The sequence below is a fragment of the Sporosarcina sp. FSL K6-1508 genome (assembly GCF_038007465.1).
Taxonomy (GTDB): Bacteria; Bacillota; Bacilli; order Bacillales_A; family Planococcaceae; genus Sporosarcina; species Sporosarcina psychrophila_B.
Genome location: NZ_JBBOXF010000001.1, coordinates 1,752,291 through 1,777,304 on the forward strand (window position 1 = coordinate 1,752,291; position 25,014 = coordinate 1,777,304).

Annotated in this window: 30 protein-coding genes; 22 read left to right on the forward strand and 8 right to left on the reverse strand. The window is 35.4% G+C overall.

Features of this window, described 5'->3' with window-relative positions; genetic code table 11:
- Positions 1-192 precede the first annotated feature (192 nt).
- The gene (locus tag MKZ11_RS08720) at positions 193-528 is read right to left on the reverse strand and encodes a hypothetical protein (RefSeq protein ID WP_340793867.1); all 336 of its coding nucleotides are present in this window, start codon (positions 526-528) and stop codon (positions 193-195) included.
- 253 nt (positions 529-781) lie between these two features.
- Between MKZ11_RS08720 and MKZ11_RS08725 the strand changes: the two genes are divergently transcribed.
- The 4 genes from MKZ11_RS08725 (at position 782) to MKZ11_RS08740 (ending at position 4,361) form a co-directional block, all read left to right on the forward strand.
- A complete protein-coding gene (locus tag MKZ11_RS08725; RefSeq protein WP_340793869.1) occupies positions 782-1,414 on the forward strand; it encodes a histidine phosphatase family protein in 633 nt (210 codons plus the stop codon).
- Between the two features lie 158 nt (positions 1,415-1,572).
- Positions 1,573-3,075 carry a serine hydrolase domain-containing protein gene (locus MKZ11_RS08730; protein WP_340793871.1) on the forward strand — a complete coding sequence of 501 codons (1,503 nt, stop codon included), beginning with the start codon at positions 1,573-1,575 and terminating at the stop codon, positions 3,073-3,075.
- A gap of 225 nt (positions 3,076-3,300) precedes the next feature.
- Positions 3,301-3,639 carry a PadR family transcriptional regulator gene (locus tag MKZ11_RS08735; protein WP_340793873.1) on the forward strand — a complete coding sequence of 113 codons (339 nt, stop codon included), beginning with the start codon at positions 3,301-3,303 and terminating at the stop codon, positions 3,637-3,639.
- Complete coding sequence (locus MKZ11_RS08740; protein ID WP_340793875.1) at positions 3,639-4,361, forward strand: permease prefix domain 1-containing protein; 723 nt, start codon at positions 3,639-3,641, stop codon at positions 4,359-4,361. The genes MKZ11_RS08735 and MKZ11_RS08740 overlap by 1 nt, the downstream gene beginning before the upstream one ends.
- A gap of 71 nt (positions 4,362-4,432) precedes the next feature.
- Here the strand turns inward: MKZ11_RS08740 and MKZ11_RS08745 are convergent, their stop codons facing one another.
- Complete coding sequence (locus MKZ11_RS08745; protein ID WP_340796953.1) at positions 4,433-5,089, reverse strand: tyrosine-type recombinase/integrase; 657 nt, start codon at positions 5,087-5,089, stop codon at positions 4,433-4,435.
- Between the two features lie 193 nt (positions 5,090-5,282).
- Between MKZ11_RS08745 and MKZ11_RS08750 the strand changes: the two genes are divergently transcribed.
- Positions 5,283-5,543, forward strand: a complete 261-nt coding sequence (locus tag MKZ11_RS08750; RefSeq protein WP_340793877.1) for a DUF1871 family protein — start codon at positions 5,283-5,285, stop codon at positions 5,541-5,543.
- Between the two features lie 33 nt (positions 5,544-5,576).
- Here MKZ11_RS08750 and MKZ11_RS08755 read toward each other — a convergent pair whose 3' ends face one another.
- Positions 5,577-6,761, reverse strand: coding sequence for an IS256 family transposase (locus MKZ11_RS08755; RefSeq protein ID WP_340792598.1), 1,185 nt, complete (start codon positions 6,759-6,761; stop codon positions 5,577-5,579).
- A 922-nt stretch (positions 6,762-7,683) separates the two neighbouring features.
- Here MKZ11_RS08755 and MKZ11_RS08760 point away from each other — a divergent pair.
- The 3 genes from MKZ11_RS08760 to uvsE all read left to right on the forward strand — a co-directional run bounded on the left by MKZ11_RS08760 (position 7,684) and on the right by uvsE (position 11,070).
- Positions 7,684-8,649 carry an aromatic acid exporter family protein gene (locus MKZ11_RS08760; protein WP_340793880.1) on the forward strand — a complete coding sequence of 322 codons (966 nt, stop codon included), beginning with the start codon at positions 7,684-7,686 and terminating at the stop codon, positions 8,647-8,649.
- Between the two features lie 361 nt (positions 8,650-9,010).
- Positions 9,011-9,961, forward strand: a complete 951-nt coding sequence (locus MKZ11_RS08765; RefSeq protein WP_340793882.1) for a DMT family transporter — start codon at positions 9,011-9,013, stop codon at positions 9,959-9,961.
- 143 nt (positions 9,962-10,104) lie between these two features.
- Positions 10,105-11,070 (forward strand): UV DNA damage repair endonuclease UvsE, encoded by a 966-nt coding sequence (gene uvsE, locus MKZ11_RS08770; protein WP_340793884.1) that lies wholly within the window; start codon positions 10,105-10,107, stop codon positions 11,068-11,070.
- Positions 11,071-11,449: 379 nt separating this feature from the next.
- Here uvsE and MKZ11_RS08775 read toward each other — a convergent pair whose 3' ends face one another.
- The 3 genes from MKZ11_RS08775 to MKZ11_RS08785 form a co-directional block, all read right to left on the reverse strand.
- On the reverse strand, positions 11,450-12,427 hold the full coding sequence (locus MKZ11_RS08775) for a tRNA dihydrouridine synthase (protein ID WP_340793886.1): 978 nt from the start codon (positions 12,425-12,427) through the stop codon (positions 11,450-11,452).
- A 336-nt stretch (positions 12,428-12,763) separates the two neighbouring features.
- Positions 12,764-13,129, reverse strand: coding sequence for an SLAP domain-containing protein (locus MKZ11_RS08780; protein ID WP_340793888.1), 366 nt, complete (start codon positions 13,127-13,129; stop codon positions 12,764-12,766).
- A 12-nt stretch (positions 13,130-13,141) separates the two neighbouring features.
- On the reverse strand, positions 13,142-13,300 hold the full coding sequence (locus MKZ11_RS08785; RefSeq protein WP_340793890.1) for a hypothetical protein: 159 nt from the start codon (positions 13,298-13,300) through the stop codon (positions 13,142-13,144).
- Positions 13,301-13,855: 555 nt separating this feature from the next.
- Here MKZ11_RS08785 and MKZ11_RS08790 point away from each other — a divergent pair.
- From MKZ11_RS08790 to MKZ11_RS08815, 6 genes are all read left to right on the forward strand, one after another.
- Positions 13,856-14,158 carry a hypothetical protein gene (locus tag MKZ11_RS08790; protein ID WP_340793892.1) on the forward strand — a complete coding sequence of 101 codons (303 nt, stop codon included), beginning with the start codon at positions 13,856-13,858 and terminating at the stop codon, positions 14,156-14,158.
- A 120-nt stretch (positions 14,159-14,278) separates the two neighbouring features.
- Positions 14,279-14,617, forward strand: a complete 339-nt coding sequence (locus MKZ11_RS08795) for a hypothetical protein (RefSeq protein ID WP_340793894.1) — start codon at positions 14,279-14,281, stop codon at positions 14,615-14,617.
- Positions 14,618-14,768: 151 nt separating this feature from the next.
- Entirely contained in the window at positions 14,769-15,125 is a 357-nt protein-coding gene (locus MKZ11_RS08800; protein WP_340793896.1) for a DUF4181 domain-containing protein, read from the forward strand.
- 565 nt (positions 15,126-15,690) lie between these two features.
- Positions 15,691-16,044: a hypothetical protein gene (locus tag MKZ11_RS08805; RefSeq protein WP_340793898.1), complete on the forward strand. Its 354-nt coding sequence runs from the start codon at positions 15,691-15,693 to the stop codon at positions 16,042-16,044.
- A 76-nt stretch (positions 16,045-16,120) separates the two neighbouring features.
- Positions 16,121-16,876, forward strand: coding sequence for a hypothetical protein (locus MKZ11_RS08810; protein WP_340793900.1), 756 nt, complete (start codon positions 16,121-16,123; stop codon positions 16,874-16,876).
- Positions 16,877-17,051: 175 nt separating this feature from the next.
- The gene (locus MKZ11_RS08815; RefSeq protein ID WP_340793902.1) at positions 17,052-17,333 is read left to right on the forward strand and encodes a hypothetical protein; all 282 of its coding nucleotides are present in this window, start codon (positions 17,052-17,054) and stop codon (positions 17,331-17,333) included.
- A 71-nt stretch (positions 17,334-17,404) separates the two neighbouring features.
- Here MKZ11_RS08815 and MKZ11_RS08820 read toward each other — a convergent pair whose 3' ends face one another.
- Positions 17,405-17,809, reverse strand: a complete 405-nt coding sequence (locus tag MKZ11_RS08820) for a hypothetical protein (protein WP_340793904.1) — start codon at positions 17,807-17,809, stop codon at positions 17,405-17,407.
- 128 nt (positions 17,810-17,937) lie between these two features.
- Between MKZ11_RS08820 and MKZ11_RS08825 the strand changes: the two genes are divergently transcribed.
- The 6 genes from MKZ11_RS08825 (at position 17,938) to MKZ11_RS25050 (ending at position 22,853) form a co-directional block, all read left to right on the forward strand.
- A complete protein-coding gene (locus MKZ11_RS08825; RefSeq protein WP_340793906.1) occupies positions 17,938-18,285 on the forward strand; it encodes a cell division protein FtsK in 348 nt (115 codons plus the stop codon).
- A gap of 265 nt (positions 18,286-18,550) precedes the next feature.
- Positions 18,551-19,381: a GNAT family N-acetyltransferase gene (locus MKZ11_RS08830; RefSeq protein ID WP_340793908.1), complete on the forward strand. Its 831-nt coding sequence runs from the start codon at positions 18,551-18,553 to the stop codon at positions 19,379-19,381.
- Positions 19,382-19,476: 95 nt separating this feature from the next.
- Entirely contained in the window at positions 19,477-19,908 is a 432-nt protein-coding gene (locus tag MKZ11_RS08835; RefSeq protein WP_340793910.1) for an NUDIX hydrolase, read from the forward strand.
- Positions 19,909-20,029: 121 nt separating this feature from the next.
- Positions 20,030-20,647 (forward strand): stage II sporulation protein M, encoded by a 618-nt coding sequence (locus MKZ11_RS08840; protein WP_340796954.1) that lies wholly within the window; start codon positions 20,030-20,032, stop codon positions 20,645-20,647.
- Between the two features lie 203 nt (positions 20,648-20,850).
- On the forward strand, positions 20,851-21,891 hold the full coding sequence (locus tag MKZ11_RS08845; protein ID WP_340793912.1) for an alpha/beta fold hydrolase: 1,041 nt from the start codon (positions 20,851-20,853) through the stop codon (positions 21,889-21,891).
- Between the two features lie 797 nt (positions 21,892-22,688).
- A complete protein-coding gene (locus tag MKZ11_RS25050) occupies positions 22,689-22,853 on the forward strand; it encodes a histidine phosphatase family protein (protein WP_445327038.1) in 165 nt (54 codons plus the stop codon).
- Here MKZ11_RS25050 and MKZ11_RS08850 read toward each other — a convergent pair.
- Entirely contained in the window at positions 22,840-23,619 is a 780-nt protein-coding gene (locus tag MKZ11_RS08850; RefSeq protein WP_340793914.1) for a hypothetical protein, read from the reverse strand. The genes MKZ11_RS25050 and MKZ11_RS08850 overlap by 14 nt on opposite strands.
- A 218-nt stretch (positions 23,620-23,837) precedes the next feature.
- On the opposite strand from MKZ11_RS08850, the gene MKZ11_RS08855 reads away from it, so the two are divergent.
- A complete protein-coding gene (locus MKZ11_RS08855; RefSeq protein WP_340793917.1) occupies positions 23,838-24,179 on the forward strand; it encodes a hypothetical protein in 342 nt (113 codons plus the stop codon).
- Between the two features lie 420 nt (positions 24,180-24,599).
- On the forward strand, positions 24,600-24,902 hold the full coding sequence (locus MKZ11_RS08860; RefSeq protein WP_340793919.1) for a hypothetical protein: 303 nt from the start codon (positions 24,600-24,602) through the stop codon (positions 24,900-24,902).
- Positions 24,903-25,014 lie beyond the last annotated feature (112 nt).

The window sequence follows — 25,014 nt, forward strand, 5'->3', positions numbered from 1 at the left end:
TATAATGTGGCTGACATTCGCATGTAGTGCGGTTAGTCAAAAGATACACAAAAAGTAACCATTCAGCTTCTTGGTCGGAAGTGGAATGGTTACTTTTTTCTATTGATGAATCATGCAATAATCGCTACAGTAGCTGTCAATGCGGGGAACCTTCAATGATTTTATTGGATATACTTCCGTGCATCGTCGATTTCATGGAATTAAAAACTGTTCATCAAATTCAGCGTTGGCGGAGTCCCTTTGATTATGTCCGTTTCCTTCTGTGCAGTCGCGAGTTCTGTTAACTACGGAGTCCAATGTGCACCCCTTTGTGGAATCCTCATAAAGCCGTCGGAATACCGTTATGTCGGCATCATAGAGGATGTTGTTTTTATTGCGACTGATCCGGTAGCCGTGCGACTCCAAGAGCAAGACGTATTTTCGCACGGTTGACACGCTGATTCCGAGTGTCTTTTCGATGTGTTTTACGGTGTATGTATTGACTGTATCCGTCATGACCATACCCTCTACGATCTGCATTATGTACATTGTAGCGAAGTATGGTCATCATAGGCAATAGACCATCATGACGGCTACTGTGTAGCTGCTATGATGGTAAGCTATATGAGGCGTTACAGTACCAAGTTGATATAACAGAAAAGATTGTATTTGGATTACGTTGAAGACGGTGATCTTGTTCAACTAACGGGGCGGTTTAGTTAGTAAGGTATTAGAATATTGGAACAATTACAAGAGTAAGGATAATTTGAAATGAATTAACTTTTAGAGGAGGGAAGTCAGAATGGGCAACATTATCTTGATACAGCATTGTCAATCAGCACACCATATAAATAACATGTCAGGAGGATGGACAGATACACCTTTAACAGATTTAGGGAGAAAACAAGCAAAACTTATAGGGGACAAATTAAAAGAGGAAATAGTAGATAATAACGAATATGCTTTTTATTCATCTGATTTATTAAGAGCAGCACAAACAGCGGAAATAATTGGCAATCAGATAAACTTAAAAGTCATCAAAAATAAAGGACTTCGTGAAATAAATACTGGTGTTGCAGCAGGAAAAACAAAGGATTGGGCAAGAGAAAATAGAATTCCAAGGAAAAATAGTGGATTTGATTTAGATTATCAAGAATTTAAAGATGGAGAGACATGGAGAGAGTTTTATAGTCGTGTTTGTAGTTGTATGGATAGGATATATGAAATAGAAAAGGGAAAAACTTTATTGATTGTCACACATGGTGGTACTTTGGGTTATATTATGGCTTGGTGGATGAAATTTGAAGCTGAAATGATTGTTAACGCATACTTTTCTTCATCAGTAGGAGGTATTACAGTTCTAAGTCAAAATAGTTTTCAGCAGAACGTTTTAAATAAGTTTAATGATACCTCTCATTTCCCTTTATTGAACTAACTGGTGCGTTAGTTTAATATGCCTAATGGGGAATGAGCGACAGGGACCTCGGTTCACTCTTGATATTGAATAGCGAGTCTTGGTGCCTGTCCCTATGTCCCAGATTTATTTAGGGGGAAATAAAACATATTACAGATGATGTGAGAGAAGGGGAATAAATGAAAAATGTGTTTATAAAAATAACATTATTGTTTATTACAGTAACAATGCTAATGAGTCCCGTAATGGGAAATGGAGTAGTAAAGGCACAAGAAATAAATTATTTAACTGAGACGGAAGAAAAGCAAATAGAAAAAGTCATAACGGAAAATATGAGTAAGGGGAATATCCCAGGATTATCTATAACGATAGTGAAAGATGATAAAACTGTTTATCAAAAAGGGTTTGGGTATTCAAATCTAGATGAAGAAAAACCAGTCACTTCCCAGTCTTTATTTGAATTAGCATCTAATAGTAAAGCTTTTACTGCATTAGCTATTTTGAGTTTAGTTAAAAGTGGACAAATAGAGCTTAACGATAACGTAAATAAGTATATACCTTGGCTAAAAGTAAAGTATAAAGGAAAAGAAATACCAATAACGATTGAGCAAACGCTACATCAAACAACTGGAATCCCCAGCTCTACTATAAATATGATCCCCGTTTCTAATGAAGATAGTGCGCTGGAAGAAACAGTCAGAAGCTTAATTGGAATAGAGCTAGATAGTGAACCAGGTAAGATGTTTCAATATGCGACAATAAATTATGATGTCCTAGGATTAATTATTGAACAAGTAACAGGTGAGACATACGAATACTATATGGAAGAAACTATTTTAAAACCAATGGAATTAAATAATACGTACCTAATCCGAAATGAAGAAATAAACAATCAAATGACTAATGGATATAAAATGGGGTTTTTGAAACCACAACGATATGAAGCACCGATATATAGGGGAAACACCCCAGCAGGATATATTATATCTAGCGGGGAGGATATGGCAAAATGGCTTAAAATCCAAATGGGTACGATGAATGAAGTTGATTTTGATAAAGAAATCATTAAAAAGACTCATAAGGCTTATCGTGCTGTTGATGCAGCAGGTGATGAAGTATTCTATGCTGGCGGCTGGTTCCTTGAACCAAATGAACAGGTCACTCATGACGGAATGAATCCAAACTATTCTTCTTATGTAACATTCAGTAACAAAGAAAAAATTGGAGTTGCTGTATTAGGTAATTTAAGTTCAAATCAAGTTCAAAATATAGGGGCAGGAATTAATGAAATATTACAGGGAGGTGTTGTTAGTAATGACATAGAAGATTCAAACCAATATATAGATAAGTTGGCACTTGGTATCATACTTGTTTTAAGCATCTTAATGCTAGTTGTTTTAATTTTCATCATCAGGTTTTTAATAAAGATATATAGAAAACAGTTATATTTTAAATTTAATGGTTTAAAAAGCATTCTTAAACTGACTTTGTCTTTATTATTTATGTTGGGGTTAAGTTATTTTATCTATTTAATACCAAGCCTTTTACTAAATGGTTATTCATGGAAAACCATGTTTGTTTGGAGCCCTATTAGTGTTCAGGTGGCATTGTATTCATTATATATTATTGTTTGGCTTATATATTTATTTTTTATACTGAAAATCCATTTTAAAAAGGAATAAACACGGTCACAAAAAAGATTCTATATAAAACTAGCATGTTTATGGAGGAAATAAGTTACATTAAACTATCTTCAACTAACGTGGTGCTTTACTTTAGGGGTTAAGCACCCTTTTCATCTTCAACTAAAGGGGCAGAATAGTTTAAGTAGAAAATATATTTTTTTAAAACAATACCTTGCATTACTGAGTAATATACATTATAAATGAATTAGGAGGTGCAAAAATTTGGAAGTAAATAAAGAAGTTCTAAAAGGTCATATTGATACGTTAATTCTATCTCTTGTACATACAAGAGATATGTATGGCTATGAATTAGCTAAATTAGTTCGAGAAAGAAGCGATGGACAATTTGAATTAAAAGAAGGTACGCTTTATTTATCTTTAAAGAGATTAGAGAAAAATCAATGGATTGAATCTTACTGGGGTGATGAACAAGGACCAGGAGGAAGAAGGAAATACTATAAAATCACACCACTTGGTGAAGATGGATTTGAAGAAAAACGTCAGGAATGGGAATTTGTAAAAAAGATTATTGACTTATTTTTAGAAGGAGGAGAACAGTAATGAAACAAATCGAGCAATTTGTCAATTCTATATATGCCCATTTAAGTGGGAAAGAAGCAAAAGAGTTGAAACAAGAAATGCGTTCACATTTATTAGAAACTGTTGAAGAGTTAAAAGCAGAAGGGAAATCAGAGCAAGAAGCAATTTCGATTGCTCTAGATAGATTCGGAGATGAAAAACAAGTCACAATTGGGTTATTAACAATTTTTCAATATCAAAATAAGTTTGTAAAATGGCTATTACGTTCAGCAGTTATATTTCTATTGATAGGATTGATTGTTTCGATTAGTTTATTCATAAGGGACAAAGCTTACAGTGACACCTTAAATTTAATGGATAATTTAGTACAATCATATCAAACGAAAGGTGAATTCACTTCTGAAGATGAACTTGCCTTACAAGACATGGTTGAACGGAATTCAAAGTGGTTTGACAATATTAGTTATTTCGCATTCATAAAGGATTCTGAGGTAGATGGTAAAAAGACAAGTGAAAAATTATTTACTCAAGGAAAAGAAGGCGCCGGGGAATCTGGTATGATTAGACAGGGGAAAATCGGAAAAGACAATAATCTTTGGCATGTGGAATATGAATATAAAGCTTACAATTATCTGAAGTATGAGTTTCTCTATTATATTTTCTTTGCTATTTCAGGTGTTTTATTTATTCTTTGGGGTGTAGTTCGTTTTAACAATCGGAATCGCTTGAAAGCTTTTACGTAGTATTTGACATGGAAGAAGCATAAAAGTAGTTTCTCTGCTCTTCTTAAACTAACGTGGTGCTCCTTTCACATTTAAAAGTACATCTGATAATACTCTTTCCTTAGCCTTCCGCTTAATTGAGCGTATATCCTTTTGGTTTCACTTTTCTCATGCCCCATAAGACTTTGTATGACATCAATAGGAGCTCCATTATTCAACAAATGAGTTGCATAGCTGTGTCTAAGTTGGTGTGGATGAATCTCTTTATTGATTTCAGCACGATTTGAGATCCGCTTGATGATGTATCGCATTTGGGCAACACTCATTTTATGTGGCTGCCTTACGGTCACAAAGATGGCAGGATTGTTGTCATTATGGCTTTCAATATAGCGTTTAAGCCATATATCACAACGTGTATTAAAATAAACTTCCCTTTCTTTATTACCTTTTCCTTTAACGATCGCGAATTGATTGGACCAATTAATATCGTTCTTTTCTAACGAAACTATTTCACCAATTCGACAACCAGTAGAAAACATAAATTCAAAAATCACTTTTTCCATTGAGGAATGACAGGATTCACGAAGGTGTTCAATCTCCCGTTTGGTTAAATGCTTGCCCGATACAGCAAGATATCCTTTTAGTCGATTTGTATCCAGCAATTCCATCTCTACATCCATAAAATCACCAATTAGTAGCAAAGACTGTGACTGATAGGCCTTCAACGTTTGTGGTGAAAAACCCTCTATTCATTTATCAGCTTCAAATGAAGACCATGCATTTGACAGTAACAATTCCATCCCCCTAAAATAGTAATTTTAAAAATATTATTGCCATATTAATAGAATTATAGACGTAAGGAGTGTTTTTACTGACGGGGCAGGTTAGCTAAATAAGGGTGTAGCATAAATCACTAAAAATACATTTTGAAAGAGGGATATTATGAACCACTACCAAATTGTAAAAGAAGTAATTAATGATTGGGACCCGATGCACCTTTTACGTTACACATCTGAGGATGAGTATGATCCAGAAATAAGTCGCATTGTATCGCTATTACCAACTGCATCTGTTGAAAAATTAGCTGTAGTGATACATAAGGTCTTTGATGAAATGTTTTCGAGGAGTAGAGTACCTTCGATTAATAATTGTTATCCAAGTGCCTTAAAAATTTGGGGAGTGTCAATATTTATGTGTAAATGACAATCCAACCTCTTCTTAAAGATCATCACACTTTTATTCTTTCACTTCAAACAACTCAGCCAGCTTTGCACGTGCTTGATCGAAACCGATATGGCATCGTACGGCGAAGCGTTGGTTGTACTCTTCAAACTGCGAGACTAGGAAGCGTTCGAGTGCTTCTTCATTCGGAAACTGTTCTTTGCGCTTTGTATATTTCTTGATTTGCTTGTTAAAGGACTCGATTAAATTCGTTGAGTAGATGCTGCGCCAAATTGCCTTTGGAAAGTTATAGAAGGTAAGTAGATGATCATTTGTAGCGAGTGATTTTGTTACCTTTGGATATGATTTGTTCCACTTGGAACAGAAATTATCTAACGCGACTTGCCCAGCTTCCTGATCATCTGCTCGGTAAACTGTTTTGAAGTCATCGCAAATCTCAGCACGATCTTCGACACGTACTTTATGTGAAATATTGCGTGCCACATGCACTAAACATGTTTGGAATTGCGCTTTAGGAAATACGCTTGTAATCGTGTCAATCATGCCTGCTAAGCCGTCTGAAAGGAAGAGAAGGACTTCTTCTACGCCACGCTCTTTTGTTTCCAGTAAGAGCTCTTTCCAATTGAATGCTGATTCTGTTGGAGCGATTGTGTAAGCAATTACTTCTTTTGATCCATCTTCGCGAATGCCCACAGCTATATAAACAGCTTCTTTAGAGACCGTTTCACGTCGAACAGAAATATAGGTTGCGTCTAAATAAACACAGACATAGCGCGCACTGAGTTTCCTTCTATTAAAGGCTTCTACTTGTTCGCCCACTACCTGTGTCATGTTAGAAATGGTTTGACGTGTGTAATGATGACCGTACATTTTCTCGATTAAATCTGCGATTTCCGACATGGTAACGCCTTTTTGAAACATGTGAATGACAAATGATTCGAGTGTATCGTTTGACCGCTTATAAGGCGCAACTGTCTGTTGTTTAAAATCACCGTTGCGATCACGGGGAATCGTAACTCGGAGGTCACCATATTCCGTGTGTAGCGTTCGGTCATACGAACCATTACGTGAATTCCCTGAATTAAAGCCTATTCGGTCGTATTTTTCATAATCTAAAAAAGCTGTCAGTTCAGTAGTCAGTAAACTATTAACCGCTGTTTCTAAATGCGAACGAAAAACCTCGGTAATATCTTGTTTTTGTACTAGTGCTTGAACAATATCTGTTGTAAACTGAGTCATAGGGAAGGCCTCTTTTCTAGGATTGGTTGTGGTGACTTAATTCTACCAAGAAAAGGTCTTCCTTTTTGTAATTATTCATTTACACAAGATATTTTACACTCTCAAAATTTGGAACAAAATATATAATAATAAATATCCAAATGTTAATCAAAATCAATATTATTAAATTAACGAAGGGCATTATTTCAACAAGAGGTGATCGTCTATTCACAGCCACCGAATCGGTTTTTGCAATGACTTCTTCCATATATAGGGGTACTCTTCCAAACGGTTCGATAACCAACTGTATTTCAGATAAAGCTTCGGCACTCTTTTTGTCGCCACCATTTTCTACGTAACACATCGGCTAACGTCATGACCAATTCACTTCCTATAAGAAACATCATTTCAATCTTGCATATCATGTCCTCCACAATAATTCCCGCAATTTCATAAGGTACACTAAATATAGCCTTGGCCGGTTGTTTGCCTTGTTCATAATAGGAAATGACTGTATTGAGTAAGCGGAAATTTATTTCCTTGAAATTGTGAATGAGGAGGCTAATTAGCTGTTCACCTTAATTTTGGGGTTGACCACTATTGCTAAAGCAATGAAACCGGTGCTTTGTAAATAAATTCTCTACGCTCTGACATTCTCGATAAAGACATCTACATCGAGACGACAGAAGGTACGTATATCCATCTTAATGCATCAGATAAATATCACGAATTATTAGCTACGTGTTAAACTATAGGCAGATGAATTTCGAGGAATAGTCCGAAAACCATTCTTAGAATACACTATAAATGGATTGGTATTCATCAAAGCTGATGCCATCCGGTTATGGTGTCTATGATTGTACATATATGTGAATTAACGCGTATGTTTGTAAAACAGGAAACCTGCAAGGATTTACTGAAAAAATAATAGGATGGTGCTTCCATGATTGGTATGGGCTATCGGACGATAAAGACTGCTGTAGGAGCAGGGCTGGCCATTTGGATTGCAAGTTTATTGGATTTGGAATTTGCAACGTTTGCAGCAATTATTGTTATTATGTGTATCGAGAAAACGAAGAAAAAGACATTAATTACAATGAAGGATAAATTTTTTGCCTCTCTCTTATCCTTGATTATTGGTGCTTTGTTTTTTGAAGTATTAGGTTATAATCCCATTGTCTTTTCCTTATTTATTTTATTATTTGTTCCAATCCTTGTAAGAGGTCACATTCAGGCTGGTTTTGTCACAAGTATGGTTGTCGTATTACATGTTTATACGGTAAAGGATGCTACCTGGGCTATGTTTTTGAATGAGCTCTATATTATTTTCATCGGTATGGGTATTGCTCTTCTCGTCAATAGTTTTATGCCGAATTTCAAGCGAGATATTGAAAACTTTAAGAAGGAGATTGAACAAAAGTTTGAAATTATTCTCTTTGAATTCTCTGCCCATTTAAGGGATAGTATGCGAAATTGGGATGGGAAAGAGATACTCGAGGTAGAAGATTTGATTAATCAATCTAAAAGCATTGCCATTCAAGATGTAGAAAATCGTCTGTTGCGAAAACAAAATATAGATTATTATTATCTGGAAATGCGAGAGGATCAACTGGAACTCCTAAAACATATGATGAAAATCGTTGCTATTTTCTCTTCATTCAGCCTAGACGTCAAACAGAAAGAAATGTTTGCAGAGTTCTTGGAGAATTTAAGTCGGAACGTTCATTCGGGAGATACAACGGACATTTCATTAAATGAGTTAGAGAAATTAAATGCCTTGATTCGCAAGATGGAGTTACCGAAGACAAGAGAAGAATTTGAAATACGGGCGAATCTATTTTATTTGATTTTTGAAATGAAAAACTACTTAAACATAAAGAAAAAACTTTTTGCAAAAAGAAGTCAGTAGTGGAAGGTGGCTGCGAGAGAGGATATTCAGATGATTCATCGAGTTGTTTTTGAGAAATGGGATAAATCCTGTTTCTCTTTTTTTGTTGAATGATTGTTCTACTCTTGAGTATTGCCTCAACAAAAAGAAGGAATTTGGAAAGCGTTGACTGAACCTGATTTGATTGGAATGTATAATCTCACTCACAATAGGCAAATTAATAATAAATTGTTACGGCATGAATTAGCTAAGAAAAGTATTTCTATTGAGCATGATTCATTTCCTTTTCGTCCTTTTACTCATCATAATGCCTATTTATGAATTTTAATAATGCCATTATCCGTAGAAAAAATGTTGAGCAATCCGAGAAGAGGTAAAGTTGATGACTATAAAAAGCAAAAGTAGTAAGGAAGCTAAAAAGGGTGTAGGCTTAGGGGCTGCTTCCGCAGTTGCATGGGGGGTAGATACGGTAATCATTGGCATTATAATAGCGAGTACTCCATTTAAAGAGGCCGTGATGCTTGCTCCGATTATAGCTGCATTCATGCATGACTTTTTCTCTTCAATATGGATATCTTTATTGATGATTATTAAGGGGGAATTTATAAATGTCTTAAAGCTCTATAAAACGAAAAGTGGTGCGATATTAGTTTTAGGTGCATTGTCGGGCGGACCTTTGGCAATGAGCTTTTACTTTCTTGGTATTCAATATGCTGGAGTCACCTATGCGGCAAGTATCGCTTCTATATTTCCTGGCATAGGAGCCGTGCTTGCATTCTTTTTTTTGAAGGAAAAAATGAACAAAAGAACTTGGTCCGGCGTTGTGTTGAGTATTATTGGGGTCATTGTAATAGCATATGTACCCACGAAGTTTGACACCGAAAGTACCTTTTTCATCGGAATATTGTTTTCGTTAGGCGCTGCCATCTTTTGGGGACTTGAAGGTGTAATCGGTGCTTGGGGGATGAGAGGAAAAGAAGTCGTACCGCTATATGCGATTAATATTAGACAAATTACTTCCGCTCTCAGTTATGCAATAATACTCGTTCCATTGCTGCATGGCTATCCTTTAGTATTTGAGGCGGCGGCATCCAACATTGTATGGATCATCGTCATCGCCGGTTTTTTAGGAACTGCTAATTATTCCTTATACTATTCGTCAATTAATTTAATCGGAGCCGCTAGGGGGCAATCACTGAACAATACGTATGTATTTTGGGCGATCTTAACCGAAATTCTGTTTATTGGTACTCCAGTTAATATACAATTTATCATAGGCGCAATTATCATAATTTTAGCGTCAATCCTCGTATCAGGAAGCTTAAAAAAGTAAAGGGTGGGTTGTTTAGGGCAAGATTAAGCATAATTGAAGGTACTTACAATGGCGCTACAGAGGAGGGTAATTTAATTAGCACAATTCCATCATAATTTTTAAAAATTGCCGCATACTATTCTAAAACTATGAGGTGGAAAAGAATGACCATTGTACGTCTCGGTTATGTTGCCATGAGTATGGAATTAAAAAATGCTTCCCCCTCACAAACGATGACGTTTGCACAATTTCAGAAAATTGCGGATCGGGAAGCAGCTATTCGCAAATTAGAACGGATTGCGCAATCGAATTTAAAAAATACACTGCGAATTCTAAAGCATAATGCGGCTTCAAATATTCATTTTTATCGTCTAACTTCCCGACTCATTCCTTTGGCAAATCATGAAGCACTTCGTGATTGGGATTATCTGAACCCGCTGCGCAATCTGCTGCGTGAAATCGGCAATTTTTCCAAGGAATATGATATAAGAATAGATTTTCATCCGGATCATTTTGTTCTCATTAATTCCACGAAAAAAGAAGTTTTTAAGAATTCTATCCAAACGTTGAAGATGCACTATTTATTATTAAAAGGGATGGGTATTGCCCCGACTCATCGCTGTGTCATGCATGTAGGTGGTAATTACAAGGAGACGGAAGCATCACTTGAACGTTTTATTGATAATTGGATGGACGTTCCAAAATCGATTCAAAAAATGGTTATGCTTGAAAATGACGATACTTCATTTACGCTAGAGGATACTCTATACTTGTGTGAAAAATTGGATATTCCGCTTGTCTTTGATTATCATCACCACCTGGCTCATTATAGAAATGTTGATTGGGAAGTTCATTGGGGCAGGGTTATCCAAACATGGAAGCATTCTTCTCTACCTGTAAAAATGCATATTTCCAGTCCTAAGAGCCAAAAAGCATTTCGACATCATGCTGATTTTATTGATTTGAATATGTTCTTTCAGTTTCTAAAAGAAATTAAGGGCAGCGTTCCGCAAATTGACTGTATGATTGAAGCGAAAAGTAAAGACAATGCCCTTTTTCAATTAATGGAAGAGATTAATACGAGAGATGATGTGGAAATCATTGATGGTTCTTCATTTCATTTGAAATAATCGGAAGAGCCAATGGAACAATTTTAACAACTCAACCTAGATTCCAGGTTATCATAATGAGTTGGGTGTGACCAACCAGCTACATTAAACTGCGATGAAGCGCAAACTAAACGTATGCATCAGCTTCTGAAGAAAAGAAGGTGATTAAATGGACTGAACTTAACACTATTCTTATTCTCTCTCAATACTTCAATGTCGTCCCGAGTAGATAACGATAGTCGGAGTAAAGTATATACGAAGAGTAATTTTTAAAAGAGTATAATCTAACAACAGCAGACATTATAGCGATTCGAGAGTTCTATTGAGAATAAAACTATAATTGCTAAAAAAGACTTGCTGTTAAAACAAGTCTTTTTTTACTGGCAAGGGTGGATATGCCTCAATCTTTTTCGTTATCTAAAACTTGTTGTACTAAACGACGTACTTCATCCGTTGACTTTGTATCCATTAATTGGTTTCTTAGTTCACCTGCACCTTTAAATCCACGAATATAGATTTTGAAAAAGCGGAGAAGTGGCTTAAATGGACGAGGTCCGAATTCTTTTGAATATTTATCGTGGAGATCTAAGTGTAAAAATAACAAATCGATAAACTCTTTCACACTATGTTCTTTAGGGTCTATTTCAAAAGCAAAAGGATTGGTGAAAACGCCGCGGCCAATCATGACACCATCGACGCCGTATTGTTCCACTAATTTTAATCCTGTTGCGCGGTCAGGAATATCTCCATTAATGGTTAACAACGTATTTGGAGCAATTTCATCTCGTAATTTTTTTATTTCAGGAATTAGTTCCCAGTGTGCATCTACTTTACTCATCTCTTTTTTTGTACGAAGGTGAATGGAAAGATTCGCAATATCTTGTTTCAAAACATGTCCTAACCATTCGAGCCACTCGTCAATATGTGTGTAGCCTAATCTTGTTTTAACACTAACTGGTAATCCACCTGCTTTTGCTGCTTGAATAATTTCTGCTGCATTTTCAGGATTTCGTATTAATCCGGCACCTTTACCATTGGCTGCGACGTTTTGTACGGGGCATCCCATGTTTAAATCGATACCTCTAAACCCGAGTTTTTTCATATCAATACTCATCTGTTCAAAAAATGCGGGTTTATTGCCCCAAATATGAGCGACAATCGGTTGCTCATCTTCTGTAAACGTTAACCGACCACGTACACTGTCTCTTCCTTCAGGGTGACAATAACTTTCAGAATTTGTGAATTCCGTGAAAAATACGTCGGGTTTTGCAGCTTCACTAATGACGTGACGAAATACTACATCTGTGACATCTTCCATTGGTGCTAATATAAAAAACGGCTTCGGTAAATCAAGCCAAAAATTATCTTCGTTATTCATTTTTTCTCCTCCTGTTGCAACATATAAAACCATGTGAGTGATCGCAAGGTCCTTTACCCATCATAATATAATATCATTTCTTTTCGTTAGATGCACAGAATTAATTGTAAGAGCGATTGTCACGAATCAGTGAATAATGAAGGAAGCCTTGCTGAATATGATTAAATGAAAAAGGGTTATCCATAAGTCATTGTTATCGACTTATGGATAATCCTTATTATTATGCCTATATTTGTGCATACCTAGCCTGTATACGGTCGCATCGTATCCCACAATCTTTCTAGTGCTTTTCCTGAATCATTGTAATAAGTGCTGCCTAGTAGACCTCATTATATATTAATTCCAAATTGCATACTGGGGATCTGTATTTGTTACATTCGTTTCTGAAAATATAAACGTCCATGGCATCGACGTATTGCCGGCAATTTCCCAAGGTAAGCTAAACGTAGCATTGACCGGTTGTTTGCCTTGTTCGTAATAGGAAATGACTGTATTGTGTAGGCAGAAATTTATGTCTTCGAAATTGTGAATGAGTACGGTAATCAGGTGTTCACCTTTATGATTACGAGCATTCCATAAGAATGACAAATGGGCGCCGCCTTGTAGCTGTTTTGTTTGTTGTTTGAAATGATCCATAATTTTTTTACGATCAGCAGGGGCAATTGCTTTGTCCCATGCAGGTTCAAAAAAAAGCTTTTGCATCGTCATAGCCCCCTAATTCAATTCAATTTTGTTCCAAACATCACTGGCAATTTGATGAACGAGAGATAATTTGTTCAACTGAACATCGTCTTCAATCGCTACATATTTCACCTCATTACCTCCCGCGACTCTCCCACTGTATTTAATAGTAGCATAATTGTTTGGGATCAAATGCTACCTCCTGGACAGATTCTTTACCACTTTATACTTTCTGGATAATCAAAGATAAGAAACCATATTTTGGGGATGCAATAATGTTATACTTGTTTTACAAATCTGACTGATCTTCAATAAGATCAATCTTCCTCAAACGAATATATTAATTTTGCCAAAGATATACAGTGAAATCAACTTATTTAGGTAATTCTCCAATCGAACATCTAGTGCTTCAAGGGGGCTTCAAATTGGGAAAAAAAGAACGTTAGGGTTAATTGTAATCATAAGCTTAGTTTTAATAACGTTGATTTTTCCGTATTCTTTTTTTAGTGTATATAAACCAATTTCCTTTAAAGCGGATACTATCTTTTTAAAGGACTATAATCACTCTTCTTAAAAACCTTCAAAATGATGTTCAAATAAGTTTCGGCATGTATCCGCATTTTTATGAAGAGTATTATGAATTTATAAGTGAATGAGAAATTGATGTACGCCAGGCATGATTGATACAGCTGTTCCAGAATCGGGCCAAATTATTGAATAATGCTTTCAAAAGAGGGTTTTGAGGATATGAAGGTAATGATTTATAGTTCTTTTGTAATTATAGGTCTTATAGTTGCAACTATTTTCGGTATCTTTGGTCAAGTTTTAGCTTATGATTTTAATGAACGTTTTCCAACAATTGAATTAACAACAGCTATAACTATCGTAACTTTCATTAGTATTGGATTATATATAATTATCCCTATTTCATTGATTTTTTTCATTAAAACCAAAAAAGTATTACTAATTGTGAGTGTTATTGCGTGTGTCTTAATAGGGCTCCCGATTACTATATGGTCATTTTTTGTTTGGGCAATGTGGATGGGTTAATTTAATAAAATCTTTTGCCTGAACGGGCATTATCACCAAATAAAGAGGTCAAAGAAGCTGTCGTTGTTTTGTTGAAATGTGTTACCCATGGGAAGAGGATACTTGAAGGGAAGATTCAAAATGGAGTTTAAACTCGGTAATGGTGTAGCGATCGTTCTACCCACTTTACCCATTACAGTTACAGCAATTTTAATTATTTATCTTTTAGTAAGGTGGAGCAAGAAATTAGAAACACGACGTTTTACAGTGTTCTTCTACTTTCTGATTAGCACTTACATTGCTCCAATATACTCTCATAGTACAGAAGGAAAAACCTTTGCACTATGGCTGCCCCTGGGGTTTATAGCAGTTTTATTTTACTTATTTCTTAATGAAAGAAACCATCCATCAAAAATAAAAGCGAGTATTTTAGGATTTTGCGTAGCGTTATATCAATTAATTCTTCAGTATGTTGGTTAATTTGGATATTCCACTAATGGGCACGATAATCAAATACAGCTGGCCTACAGTCGGGCCAAATGGCGGAATAAGTATTGTCATTAAAAGCCGAATTGTATCATGAAAATAAATTGAAAGAGTAATTTATGTATGTGTAAAGGAGGGGATCTAAATGACACCTATTTTGACTATTTTAATTTGTATTCTTGTTTCAAACTATGTTATCAATAATGTTTTAACGAGAAAAATGCATATTAAGAAACGTGACTCACCAAATAAATATATAAATACATTGCATAAATATGGTGAGGGAATACTCCACTGGGCAACTATAATAGTTATGGTTATATCAATAACTAACTATCATCATCTTAGGATATTTATTTTTATAGTTCCATGTATTTTGTTTACTTTTAGTACCTTAATGGAGTGGAATTATGCAAAACAAAATAAAACATATCTATTAAGTGCAGTGTCTTGCGGCTTATTTATCATTGGTTCAATAGTGTATAGATTAATATACTATTAAAATGTAATAACTTATATACTATTCTGTAAACGGTTACGATACTTTAACAAGGCGTTCATTAATATGCTATATATATTGAACAAATGAATACGGCATAGGCGCTTTATAATGGATAGAATTAGAAATCCTGCTAATAACGCTTCGGCGCTTTGTGGATGCCTCCCGCTATAAGCCGGAAAGGAGAGCGCTTTCAGTCTTATCGCTCCGGCTACCACGAAGTCGCGTCTGCGCTGGATGGTCTACGTAAAAAAGCGCATTTCATTAGCCGTGATGAAATCTGCAACTTGCAGTGCGTCTTTTTTGAATATAAGTAGTATCTACTAGTAATAACATTATAATCTCGCTATATATATATATCAAAACTACATTTCTCTCGATAATGAAGACTCTAGCGCAGGCGCGGCAAAGAGGGGTCGCCGAAGCCGTAAGACTGGATGCGAAGCGCCAAGCGTTCTACAATCCACACTCCGAATTACAACCCTCTCATTATTGTGCGCCACACCGGATTCAATGGGATTCTTTAAATATATATAGTACATAGAAGTCCTATAAGGAGTTGATATTTTTGGTTGACAAAGTAACGCAGATTAAGGTACTGCTTTATGGAAATGCATTAGATTTTGCTTGTGAAACACTGGGTGTTAAAGATATGAGATATCATAAATACTCTAAAGTTTTTACGGTTAGTGAGGAGGAAGTATATGAATATACCTCCATCAATGGTATCCCACAGAGTGAGGCAACGGGTAGAAATTCGATGGCGGAAGGTTTCCACTTTTTTGAAGAAGAAGGTAAATGGTATACTTTTTTTAGAGAGAGAGGTTATATCTACCATGAAAAAAACTTTGATGATTATGAGATTGGTAAAAAATACATAGTACATACATTGCTACAATTAGCTGGTACTGGACTCTATTAGTAGTCGTTTTAACATTCGAGCACTCTACTCGAAAGGTGGGTGTTCAGTGGTATTCTTTTGTTGGAGTTGAGCGTGTTTGAAAAAGCAGTTAATGATGAGTCGCTTGCTAGAGAAGTTGATAGGGGCCAGCTTTTCAATATCGATATTTTTTATCATCCTGTTCATGGGTAGTGGTTTTAATTTATTTGAATTTCATAATACGGTTAGAGTACCGGTGTTATGGATGATATTTTTTTGTTATGGAATCATTAGTGCTCTTGTTATTGATGCTATCGGAAAATTCATGCCACCTTTTTCTTTTGCTAAACAGATATTGCTTTATGTATTGTTAGGCTACATTATTTTTCTGTTTTTTATGCCCATCGAATTTGCGTTGCTTGCTGGAACCGTTGGCGCTTTGTTCTCCTTCTTATTTTTACTCGGGAAAGAAAAGTTAAAAGCTTCCAGGTGGTATAGTTGGCTTGTATTTGCTGTTCCGCTTGTTTGTTTAGGTATGATACCTTTTGATCATACAAGTAAGGTGGGGTGGCATGAGGTGGTAGGAGATTCATCTGTAGAGGTTGAATACGACTATTTTAATGGTGAGCATTTAATCCCGATTGTTGGAGGGCAAGGTGAAAAGGTTTACTTTGTGGTCGAACATCTATTTAACGGGGGCGATAGCTATGGCGTATCTGTATATGGTGAGGGTGGCGATTATGTGGGGATGAGTGAAGAAGGTAAGGACGTATTCAGTGTAGAATTTGAAGAGGAATCGATAAAATATATTGTTGTTCAAGCTATAGAGGGAAAACAAGGAGGATTTCAGGTGAAATGGTGGAATGAGGAGTAGCCTGATAAGCACTAAATGACTTTCAAATGAACGTGTACATTTTTAGTAATCGGACCGGATTGTGAAGGGAAATCAGGTGATCAGAAAGGGTACTGGTATGAGGCTAATTCAGTTTATATATATAGTGTTTCTATGGGGGGGATCCATTCTGATTGCTTGGCGTTCTTTCAGCAAAATGAGTGAAGAGAAACGACACGTGGTTATAAAAGAAATTAAAGACCCTTTATTTATTTTAGGAGTTGCACCTATAACTATTGGTTTGCTTGTATTTTTTACTGGTTCTGTTTCGGCACCAGGAATAAAAGTTATACAACATTCGGGAATTGGTTTAATGTTCTTTGGTTGGTTTGTAGTGTGGATGGAGGAATTGATAAACAGGAATAAAAGTACGGCGAAAAGTATTGCCAGTATTATAATGGGGATATTCGGAATAGCCATTTATATTTGTTTGTTTTAAACAATAGGATGCGATTGCCTAATCAGCGACTGCGTCCATATCGAACAAACGGGCCAGTAAGTATCCAATTTTTACTCCATGTATAAATTGAATACTTCCTGTTCTACTATTTCTTCACCTATTGCTTGAATATATAAATGGTCATGTAGGCATGGCAAATCTATTTTCCAAGTTAATGTGAATTTATTATCAGTTTGATTTTCTCGAATATCATATCCAATAAGTTTTCTGTCTGCCCATGTCTGGGTTCCTGTTGGTATCAACCAGAATAAAACGGTTTCAGTGTTTTCTGCATCAACATAAAATGTTATTTTCTTTGTACCTTTTGGAATCTGTACCCAAGTTCCGTCTATTGGATAATCTGTATATATACTTATAATTTCAGGCTTGGATGATGTAATAGGGATTCTTTGACTAATAAATGGCTGAAATACTGTTGTTAAAATATTTAAAGCAAGAAATAATTTCAATATCATTAATTTCACCTCAAAAGTAGTATTTACATTACCGAAATTAATATGTGTTATTCAACAAAAGAGGACGATTGCTCCTATATCGTAATTAAATGATAGAGGCTAGATTAACGAGAAAGAAGGTGCGGTTTATGAAGGTATTTAAAAAAACAATCGAATTTCTAAATAGAATGAAAGTCATCGACCTATGGGGGGGCAGAAACGAGAGTTTATCCGATGATGAAAAGGAATATATAGACAAAATTCCATCTCAAAACCCCTATGGGCTTATAGGATTGATATTGGGGGGAATTGCGTTTACATTTGGACCTCGGTATGGCTTTATTCCTGTTATTACTCTTATCTTTTGCATAGTTACCTTTTTTACTTTTGACAAAGAAAAAGAAGATAATCCTTGGACTTTTTACGTAGGTATAACGCTTGCATCGATTGGCTTAATTATGTTTATTAGTGGGGAAGTACACCATCTAATATTTTAAGTTCTTTTCTTGAAAGGCTTCTTCCTCATAGGACATGCTTATCTCATTTCTGTATAGTTATTGGCTAACTATGGATTAACAGCTTATTAAATGAACGGGCGCGCTTATTTAATAGAACTTCTTAGGCGATGGGGCTGCCCTAAAGGGAACCATATAAAGCAAATGGGCCATATTGTCGAAGAACAGGTAGATTATAAAGTGAAGGATTGTTAAAAAAGAAAAGGTTCTTTGATTAGTTAATTTCGGGCAGATAAGGAGGTAAGTAATGATTTCAGAATTGAAAGAGTCGGAATTTTATAAATGTAGATCTTTGTTAAATGAGCAAGGTCAATTAGAAGCTAAAGCAGTCGTCGAAGGGATAAATCCTGGTCGTATTTTTGTAGATGATATTGAATCTCCTGCTTCGGGACTTATTTGGTTAGGAAATAATGACGGTTTCTTCTTTATTGGAGATGAAAGAATCGAAGGGTTCAATACCGAATTAAATCGTTTTATTGATACAGTAATCATTCCAGAAGCAGAGAAGGTAGGATTAACTTGGTTTGAGGGTATTGGAAATCATAATAAGTGGGATGAGACTATTATAAAGGTGTTTGAAAACCGCAATTTGGGAAGTTGGAATCAGAGGGTTTATATGTTACAAAAAAACGATTATAAAGACAACTTCGAACTTGCTATTGAAGAAGGATATGAAATTGTTAAAATTAGTAAAGCATTTTTTAAAAACACTGATAAATCAATTGGAAATATTGAGTTTTTACATTCCAAAATAGTAGAGTTCTGGTCTTCACCCGATAGGTTCTTTAATGAAGGCTTTGGTTACGGTGTAGTTTGTAAAAATAAAATTGTTAGCGTCTGTTTTTCAGGTTTTGTAGTTGATAATGTACATTGTATTGATATTGAAACCTTGGAAGAGCATCAAGGTAAAAAGTTAGCACAAAACGTAGCCATTGCTTTTGTAAAAGAGTGTTTGGAAAATAATCTTGTTCCTTATTGGGATTGTATGGAATCTAACAAGCCTTCAATTGCGGTCGCAGAGAATATAGGATTCAGAAATGTATTTAACTATATAGGTTATGAATTTAAGTTTGAGTAATTTTTACTTCAATTGAATAGAGCCATTTACTGGAGGAAGAATTATTGAACTGACGGGGATGGAAAGTTAACTAACACAAAAGAGGGGGCAATGTTTTGGGACAAAACACATCATCTATTTACACACCATCTAAGCACTTTGTTTCTGCTGCAACGATTGTACTCAACGATCAAAAGGAGATTCTGCTAATTAAGGGACCTATAAGAGGTTGGGAAATGCCAGGTGGAATAGTCGAGGAAGGTGAGTCTCTGAGAGATGCTGCAATTAGGGAAACTAAAGAAGAGTCAGGTATTGATATTGAAGTTCTTAAATTCTGCGGAATATTTCAAAACGTGGATAAGTCAATTTGTAATACGCTCTTTTTAGCTAAGCCGATTGGTGGTCAATTAACAACTTCGCCAGAAAGTTTAGAAGTGGGATTCTTCCTTATTGAGCAAGCTTTGGAAATGGTAACTGTTGGGAACTTCAGGCAAAGAATAGAACACTGTCTTGATAACAGTATTCAACCATTTTGTGTAGAGTTTTAGGTCCTATAGGAAATAGTAATAACGGTATTGCTCATGAAAATTACGCTGTTAGTTGAACAGGACGAGTATGATAATCTTCCACAATCGGGCACGAGGGTTGAGTAAAAGTCAATTGAGTGAGGTGATTACTATAGCAAATATAATTCGTGAAACCGGATTAAAAAGATCAATTATTTTTTTTATATTTGCTGTAGCAATAACAATTATTGCAACGGTAATAACCTATATAATCAACCCGGATATAAAAGAAATAACCGAAGGAATAGGAAATAAATTACCGGATCAAGTGAAAGAATCTGAAGGTATAAAAAAGGTGTGGTCATTTGTTGTTAATAATGGATTTAGGGTGCCTTTACAAATGTTTATCTTGGCTTTAATTCCAATACAATTTCTATATCTGTTGAATATAATTTCAACTGTTGCTCTGCCTGGTATTCTTTTTGGGATTGCTTTACAGGTCAATTCAATAAAAGGTCTTGGTATAATTATTGCCACTATCCCTCATTATGCTTTTGAAGTATTCGCTTTTTGTTTGTTTGCATCAGTTCTCTTTGAGTTAAATCAAGTTGTTAGAGTTAAAATAAGAAATGTATTTAAGGCAGACGAAGTAGGAACATCTCTTATTAAAAAAGTTCTAGAGACTATAAAGATTTACGCCATTTTAATTTTACCGTTAATTATTATGGCTGCATTTTCGGAAACTTACATAGCAGATATTATATTTGGCTTGTTTGAATAGCAAAATTCAAAAATCGGACGCGATTCTGGGTGCGAAACGTTCCCCTTACGTCGAGTAGCAGGCTGATTGGTAGGATACTACGTGGTATAAGCTTAGCTATTAGCGGCGAAAACGGGTGATAAATTCACAGGCTTACCGATCACTCTAATTAGCTCTGTTCAATCGTATATTTGAATGAAGTTAAATGGAAGGGAATAAATGAGATGAAACGTATAAAGAAATTAATAAAGTATATTGCACTCACTATTGTAACAGTACTCGTAATCGCGCTCCTCTTTCCCACATGGACATCAAATATAAAAGGCGATAACAGTATAAGTACATTAGAACAAATAGAGATAAATGGAAGTGGTCACGAAATTATGATACGTGGCAATGATAAGGATAACCCAGTCATCATTGTCGTACATGGAGGACCTGGGGCTCCGGAAATACCATATGCCACTAAATACGGAGATTTATTGGAAGCCAATTTCTCAATTGTTAATTACGATCAAAGGGCAAGTGGAAAATCATATCATTTTTTTGAGGACTATTCTGCTCTTTCAACAGACTTATTGGTAGATGACTTATTAGCTGTGACCGAATATATATCAGAAAGGCTTGATAAAGAAAAGGTTATACTGATGGGGCATTCTTCTGGTACATACATTGGACTACAAGCTGCCTATAAATCCCCCGACAAATATGAAGCATATGTTGGGATTGGGCAAATGAGTGAAACAAAGGAAAGTGAGATTGAAAGTTTAAAATACTCTATTAGCCAGGCCCAAAAGGCTGGAAATGCGGATGATGTTTTAGCTTTACAAGGACTAACCGAGCAAATTAAAAATGGCGATACGTTTACACCAAGAAACTATGTTATGAAATACGGCGGCGCTGTTAGACTCATTGATAACCCCGATGGTGATAACATAGGCGTTTTATTGAGTAGCGAATATAATTTGTTAGACGTTATTCGTTATAACTATGGGATGGGATTTTCCCAAGAAAAGTTGTTAAGTAATATATTAGAAAATCCATTACCTTCCATCGTAACAAAACTTGAAATCCCTTTATATTTCGTCATGGGGAAATACGATTATATGACTTCCTCCAATGCCGCAAAGAAGTATTTTGATAGCATTGAAGCCGAACATAAGGAATTTATTTCTTTTGAGAAATCAGCGCATTATCCCCAATTTGAAGAGAAAGAAAAATTTAGTGAATGGATGGCAGATACATTCATCAATAAAAACAAGTAACGCGCCGTATTTCTTACCTTGAAAGGAAGGTTGTTGTCGAAACCTGTACTTAAGCTATAAAGAGCGGAATACTGTTATGCGAACTTCCGTTAAGGGATACGATTATTAAATAGACCATCTTAAGGCAATGGGACTGCCTTAAAGGATACGAGACAAAGTATACGGATTATTTAATGGAATAATCCCTGTAAAGTAAAGAACTATATATGTTGAATTAAAGAATCCCATTGAATCTGCCGTGTATTGTAATAATGAGAGAGTTGTAATTCGGGGTGTGGATTATAGATCGCTTGGCGCTTTGGGGATGCCTTTCGCCATAAGCCTGGATTAGCGCTTCGCATCCAGTCTTACGGCTTCGGCGACCCCTTTGCCGCGCCAGCGCTAGGGTGTTCTTTATCGAAAGAATAATAATTTTGAGATGTAGATGCCAAGATTATAATGTGATTACTAGTTGATACTACTTATATTCAAGAAAGACGCTCTCCAGATTGCGGATTTCATCACAGCTAACGAAATGTTCTTTCTCACATAGACCATCCAGCGCAGGCGCGTCTTCGTGGTAGCCGGAGCGATAAGACTGAAAGTGAACTTCTTTCTGGCTTATCACGGGAGGCATCCACAAAGCGTCGAAGCGGTATTAGTAGAAGTTCTAATTCACTCCAAGTATTAGGACTTTTTTATTGGTCTTTCAAAAACCCTTGTAAAGCACATACGCTGTATTTATTTTGTTTAACATTATATATAGAGGATATTAGTGCTAACTCTCTTTATTACCAGATATGAAATGACTATATGGAATACACAAAAGGAGCGACTCTGAGTTAACAAAGAGTGGAGTGAAAAGAGCAGTAGCGTTCGGAGAAAGGATTAAGAAGATTGATTTTACTGCAATCTATTCTAATCCGAGTAAAAGAACAGCCTTATCAACTTATTTGATAAGGCAAAGGTTCACTCTTTTTTAGATTTTTCACGTTCATTTTTTTGCTTTAGCTTTAACCAATAATCGGGTGCTTCATATCGAATTAAAGAATAATCAAGTTCAGCTCCATTAGTTGCTAACTGAACTAACAAAAGTTTCTCCTTATTACTCGGGTGTATATCTGCGGTTTTAATGCTTAAAACCTCAACTCCTGTTCGTTTAGGTGTTCCAACAACAACAACTTGATTTCCTTTTGTATAAACATCTGTGATATTTGTTTGAAACACAACTATATACAGATCAAGATCTGCTTCATTCCTATCTGTAGGAAAAGAAATACCTACATTCTGTGTGAAATCTAATTCGGCTGAAAGTCCAACGGCGTAATAAGGGAATATGCGGTGAAGAGCATAGTATATTCGAGAAGGAATATAGCTCCATCTTCCAGTCGTGCTATGCCAGTAATCTTCATATATTGGTCTAATATAGTTCGGTTCGCTTTTCATTACTTTGAAAGGGATTTTTGTTCCTTCTTTTAACACTTCTGAAATAGGGATGACATCGGTAGGGAAATGCACCTCTGTCCCCTTTTCAAACGGGAAAGGTGAATCAAGAATAGTGGTGGGTTCGGGTGGTTCGAGGAAATCTAAACGTTGTTCCAATTCCTGAATTCGTTCCTGTTCACCTTTATCACTATTCGGTTGCGAGAAAGATACCTCCATCGATTTTGTATTTATGGACTTACTGTACACAAATAAGCTTAAAATAATTGAAAAACAAATAATATAACCAAACCTTGTTTTTAACATATTCGAATCACCTCACCATATTATCTGCTTTTACGAGGGTCTTATACGTAAGATTAGTTATTAAAATACCGGGTGTTTTACTTCATTTAGGGGTTAAAACACCCTTTCCTTATTTAATTAAACAGAGCAGGTTAGTTGAAGAGTGTTATTTATCTTGTGTTCAACAATCGGGCCAGGTTGTTGAACAACGCCAATCAATCTACTTTTAGGAGTTTATAATGAAAAAAATTAATTTCCCTATAATTTTTGTTTTAATAGTTCTTTTGTATTTATTTGTAACTTTTTTTCTTCAATATGAATATTTATTTGTAACTCGTATGGTTTTAGTTATTTTTACAATAGTATTTTTTGTGATTGAAATAAAAAAAGAGTATTTTTTGGCAAACAAAATGATATTTATTATTTTCAGTGTGGTTAGTATAATTGCTTTAATAGTAAGTGTTTTATTTGATAATACTTCAGCGAATAGCCTGACAAATAATAGAGCTTTTTTAATCCCTGTATATGTTTTTGTTCTTATCGTTATTATGTATAAAGATTTATATGATAAGAACAAATAATAAAAACTTCTTTAAGTTCAATGTACTAACGGGTGCTTTAATTCAATAAGAAAAGGACTTACACTTAAGATTAAATTTCATGTATGCAAGTCCTTTTGTTATGTCTTCACACACTCACAGACAGCTCTGTAACACCGATTAGGTAACATCCCAAACAACTACTCAGAGGCTCTTTAAATGATTCTAGATGCTTGTTCCGATTGACCTTGTACACTAATTCAAATTTGAAGCGCTTGAGCTTCTCATATTGCTTGTGGTAACGATCAATCATATTTGTTACACATTTACAACTTCACTACACCGATTTTTGTAAATAAGTTACACTATACCAACAACTGATTATTCAGTTGTTCAACTAACGGGACAGGTTAGTTGAAGAAAACATTTTTAAATTAAAGACTAAAGGTGGTGCATTTGTTTATGGAAATCCAATGGCTGAATGGGCAATATCCAGAAGATAAGAGGATTTTTGATTCCCAGATGGAAGTTTATGAATGGACAAACTCATTGTATCCGGATTTCTCAAATTGTTTATTTAGTGAAATAAATGTTGGTTATGGAACTCCTGATGAAAAAGTAATTGATTATTTAACCGAACTACTTCCACAATGGGCAGATTACCTAAATGTAGAGGTAATTGTGCATAAAGATAAAATAAAGGAAGACGGTAAATATGTTTATAAAATTTGGACTGCAAAAGTAGGGAAATTTGAGGGCTATTAAAAGGCGTTGAATCTGGATTAACGCCTTTTATGTTGAACTTATTGAACTAACGAGGCAGGTTAGTTTAAGAGTATTGTTTAACTTTTGTTCAAAAAACGGACCAGATTGTTGA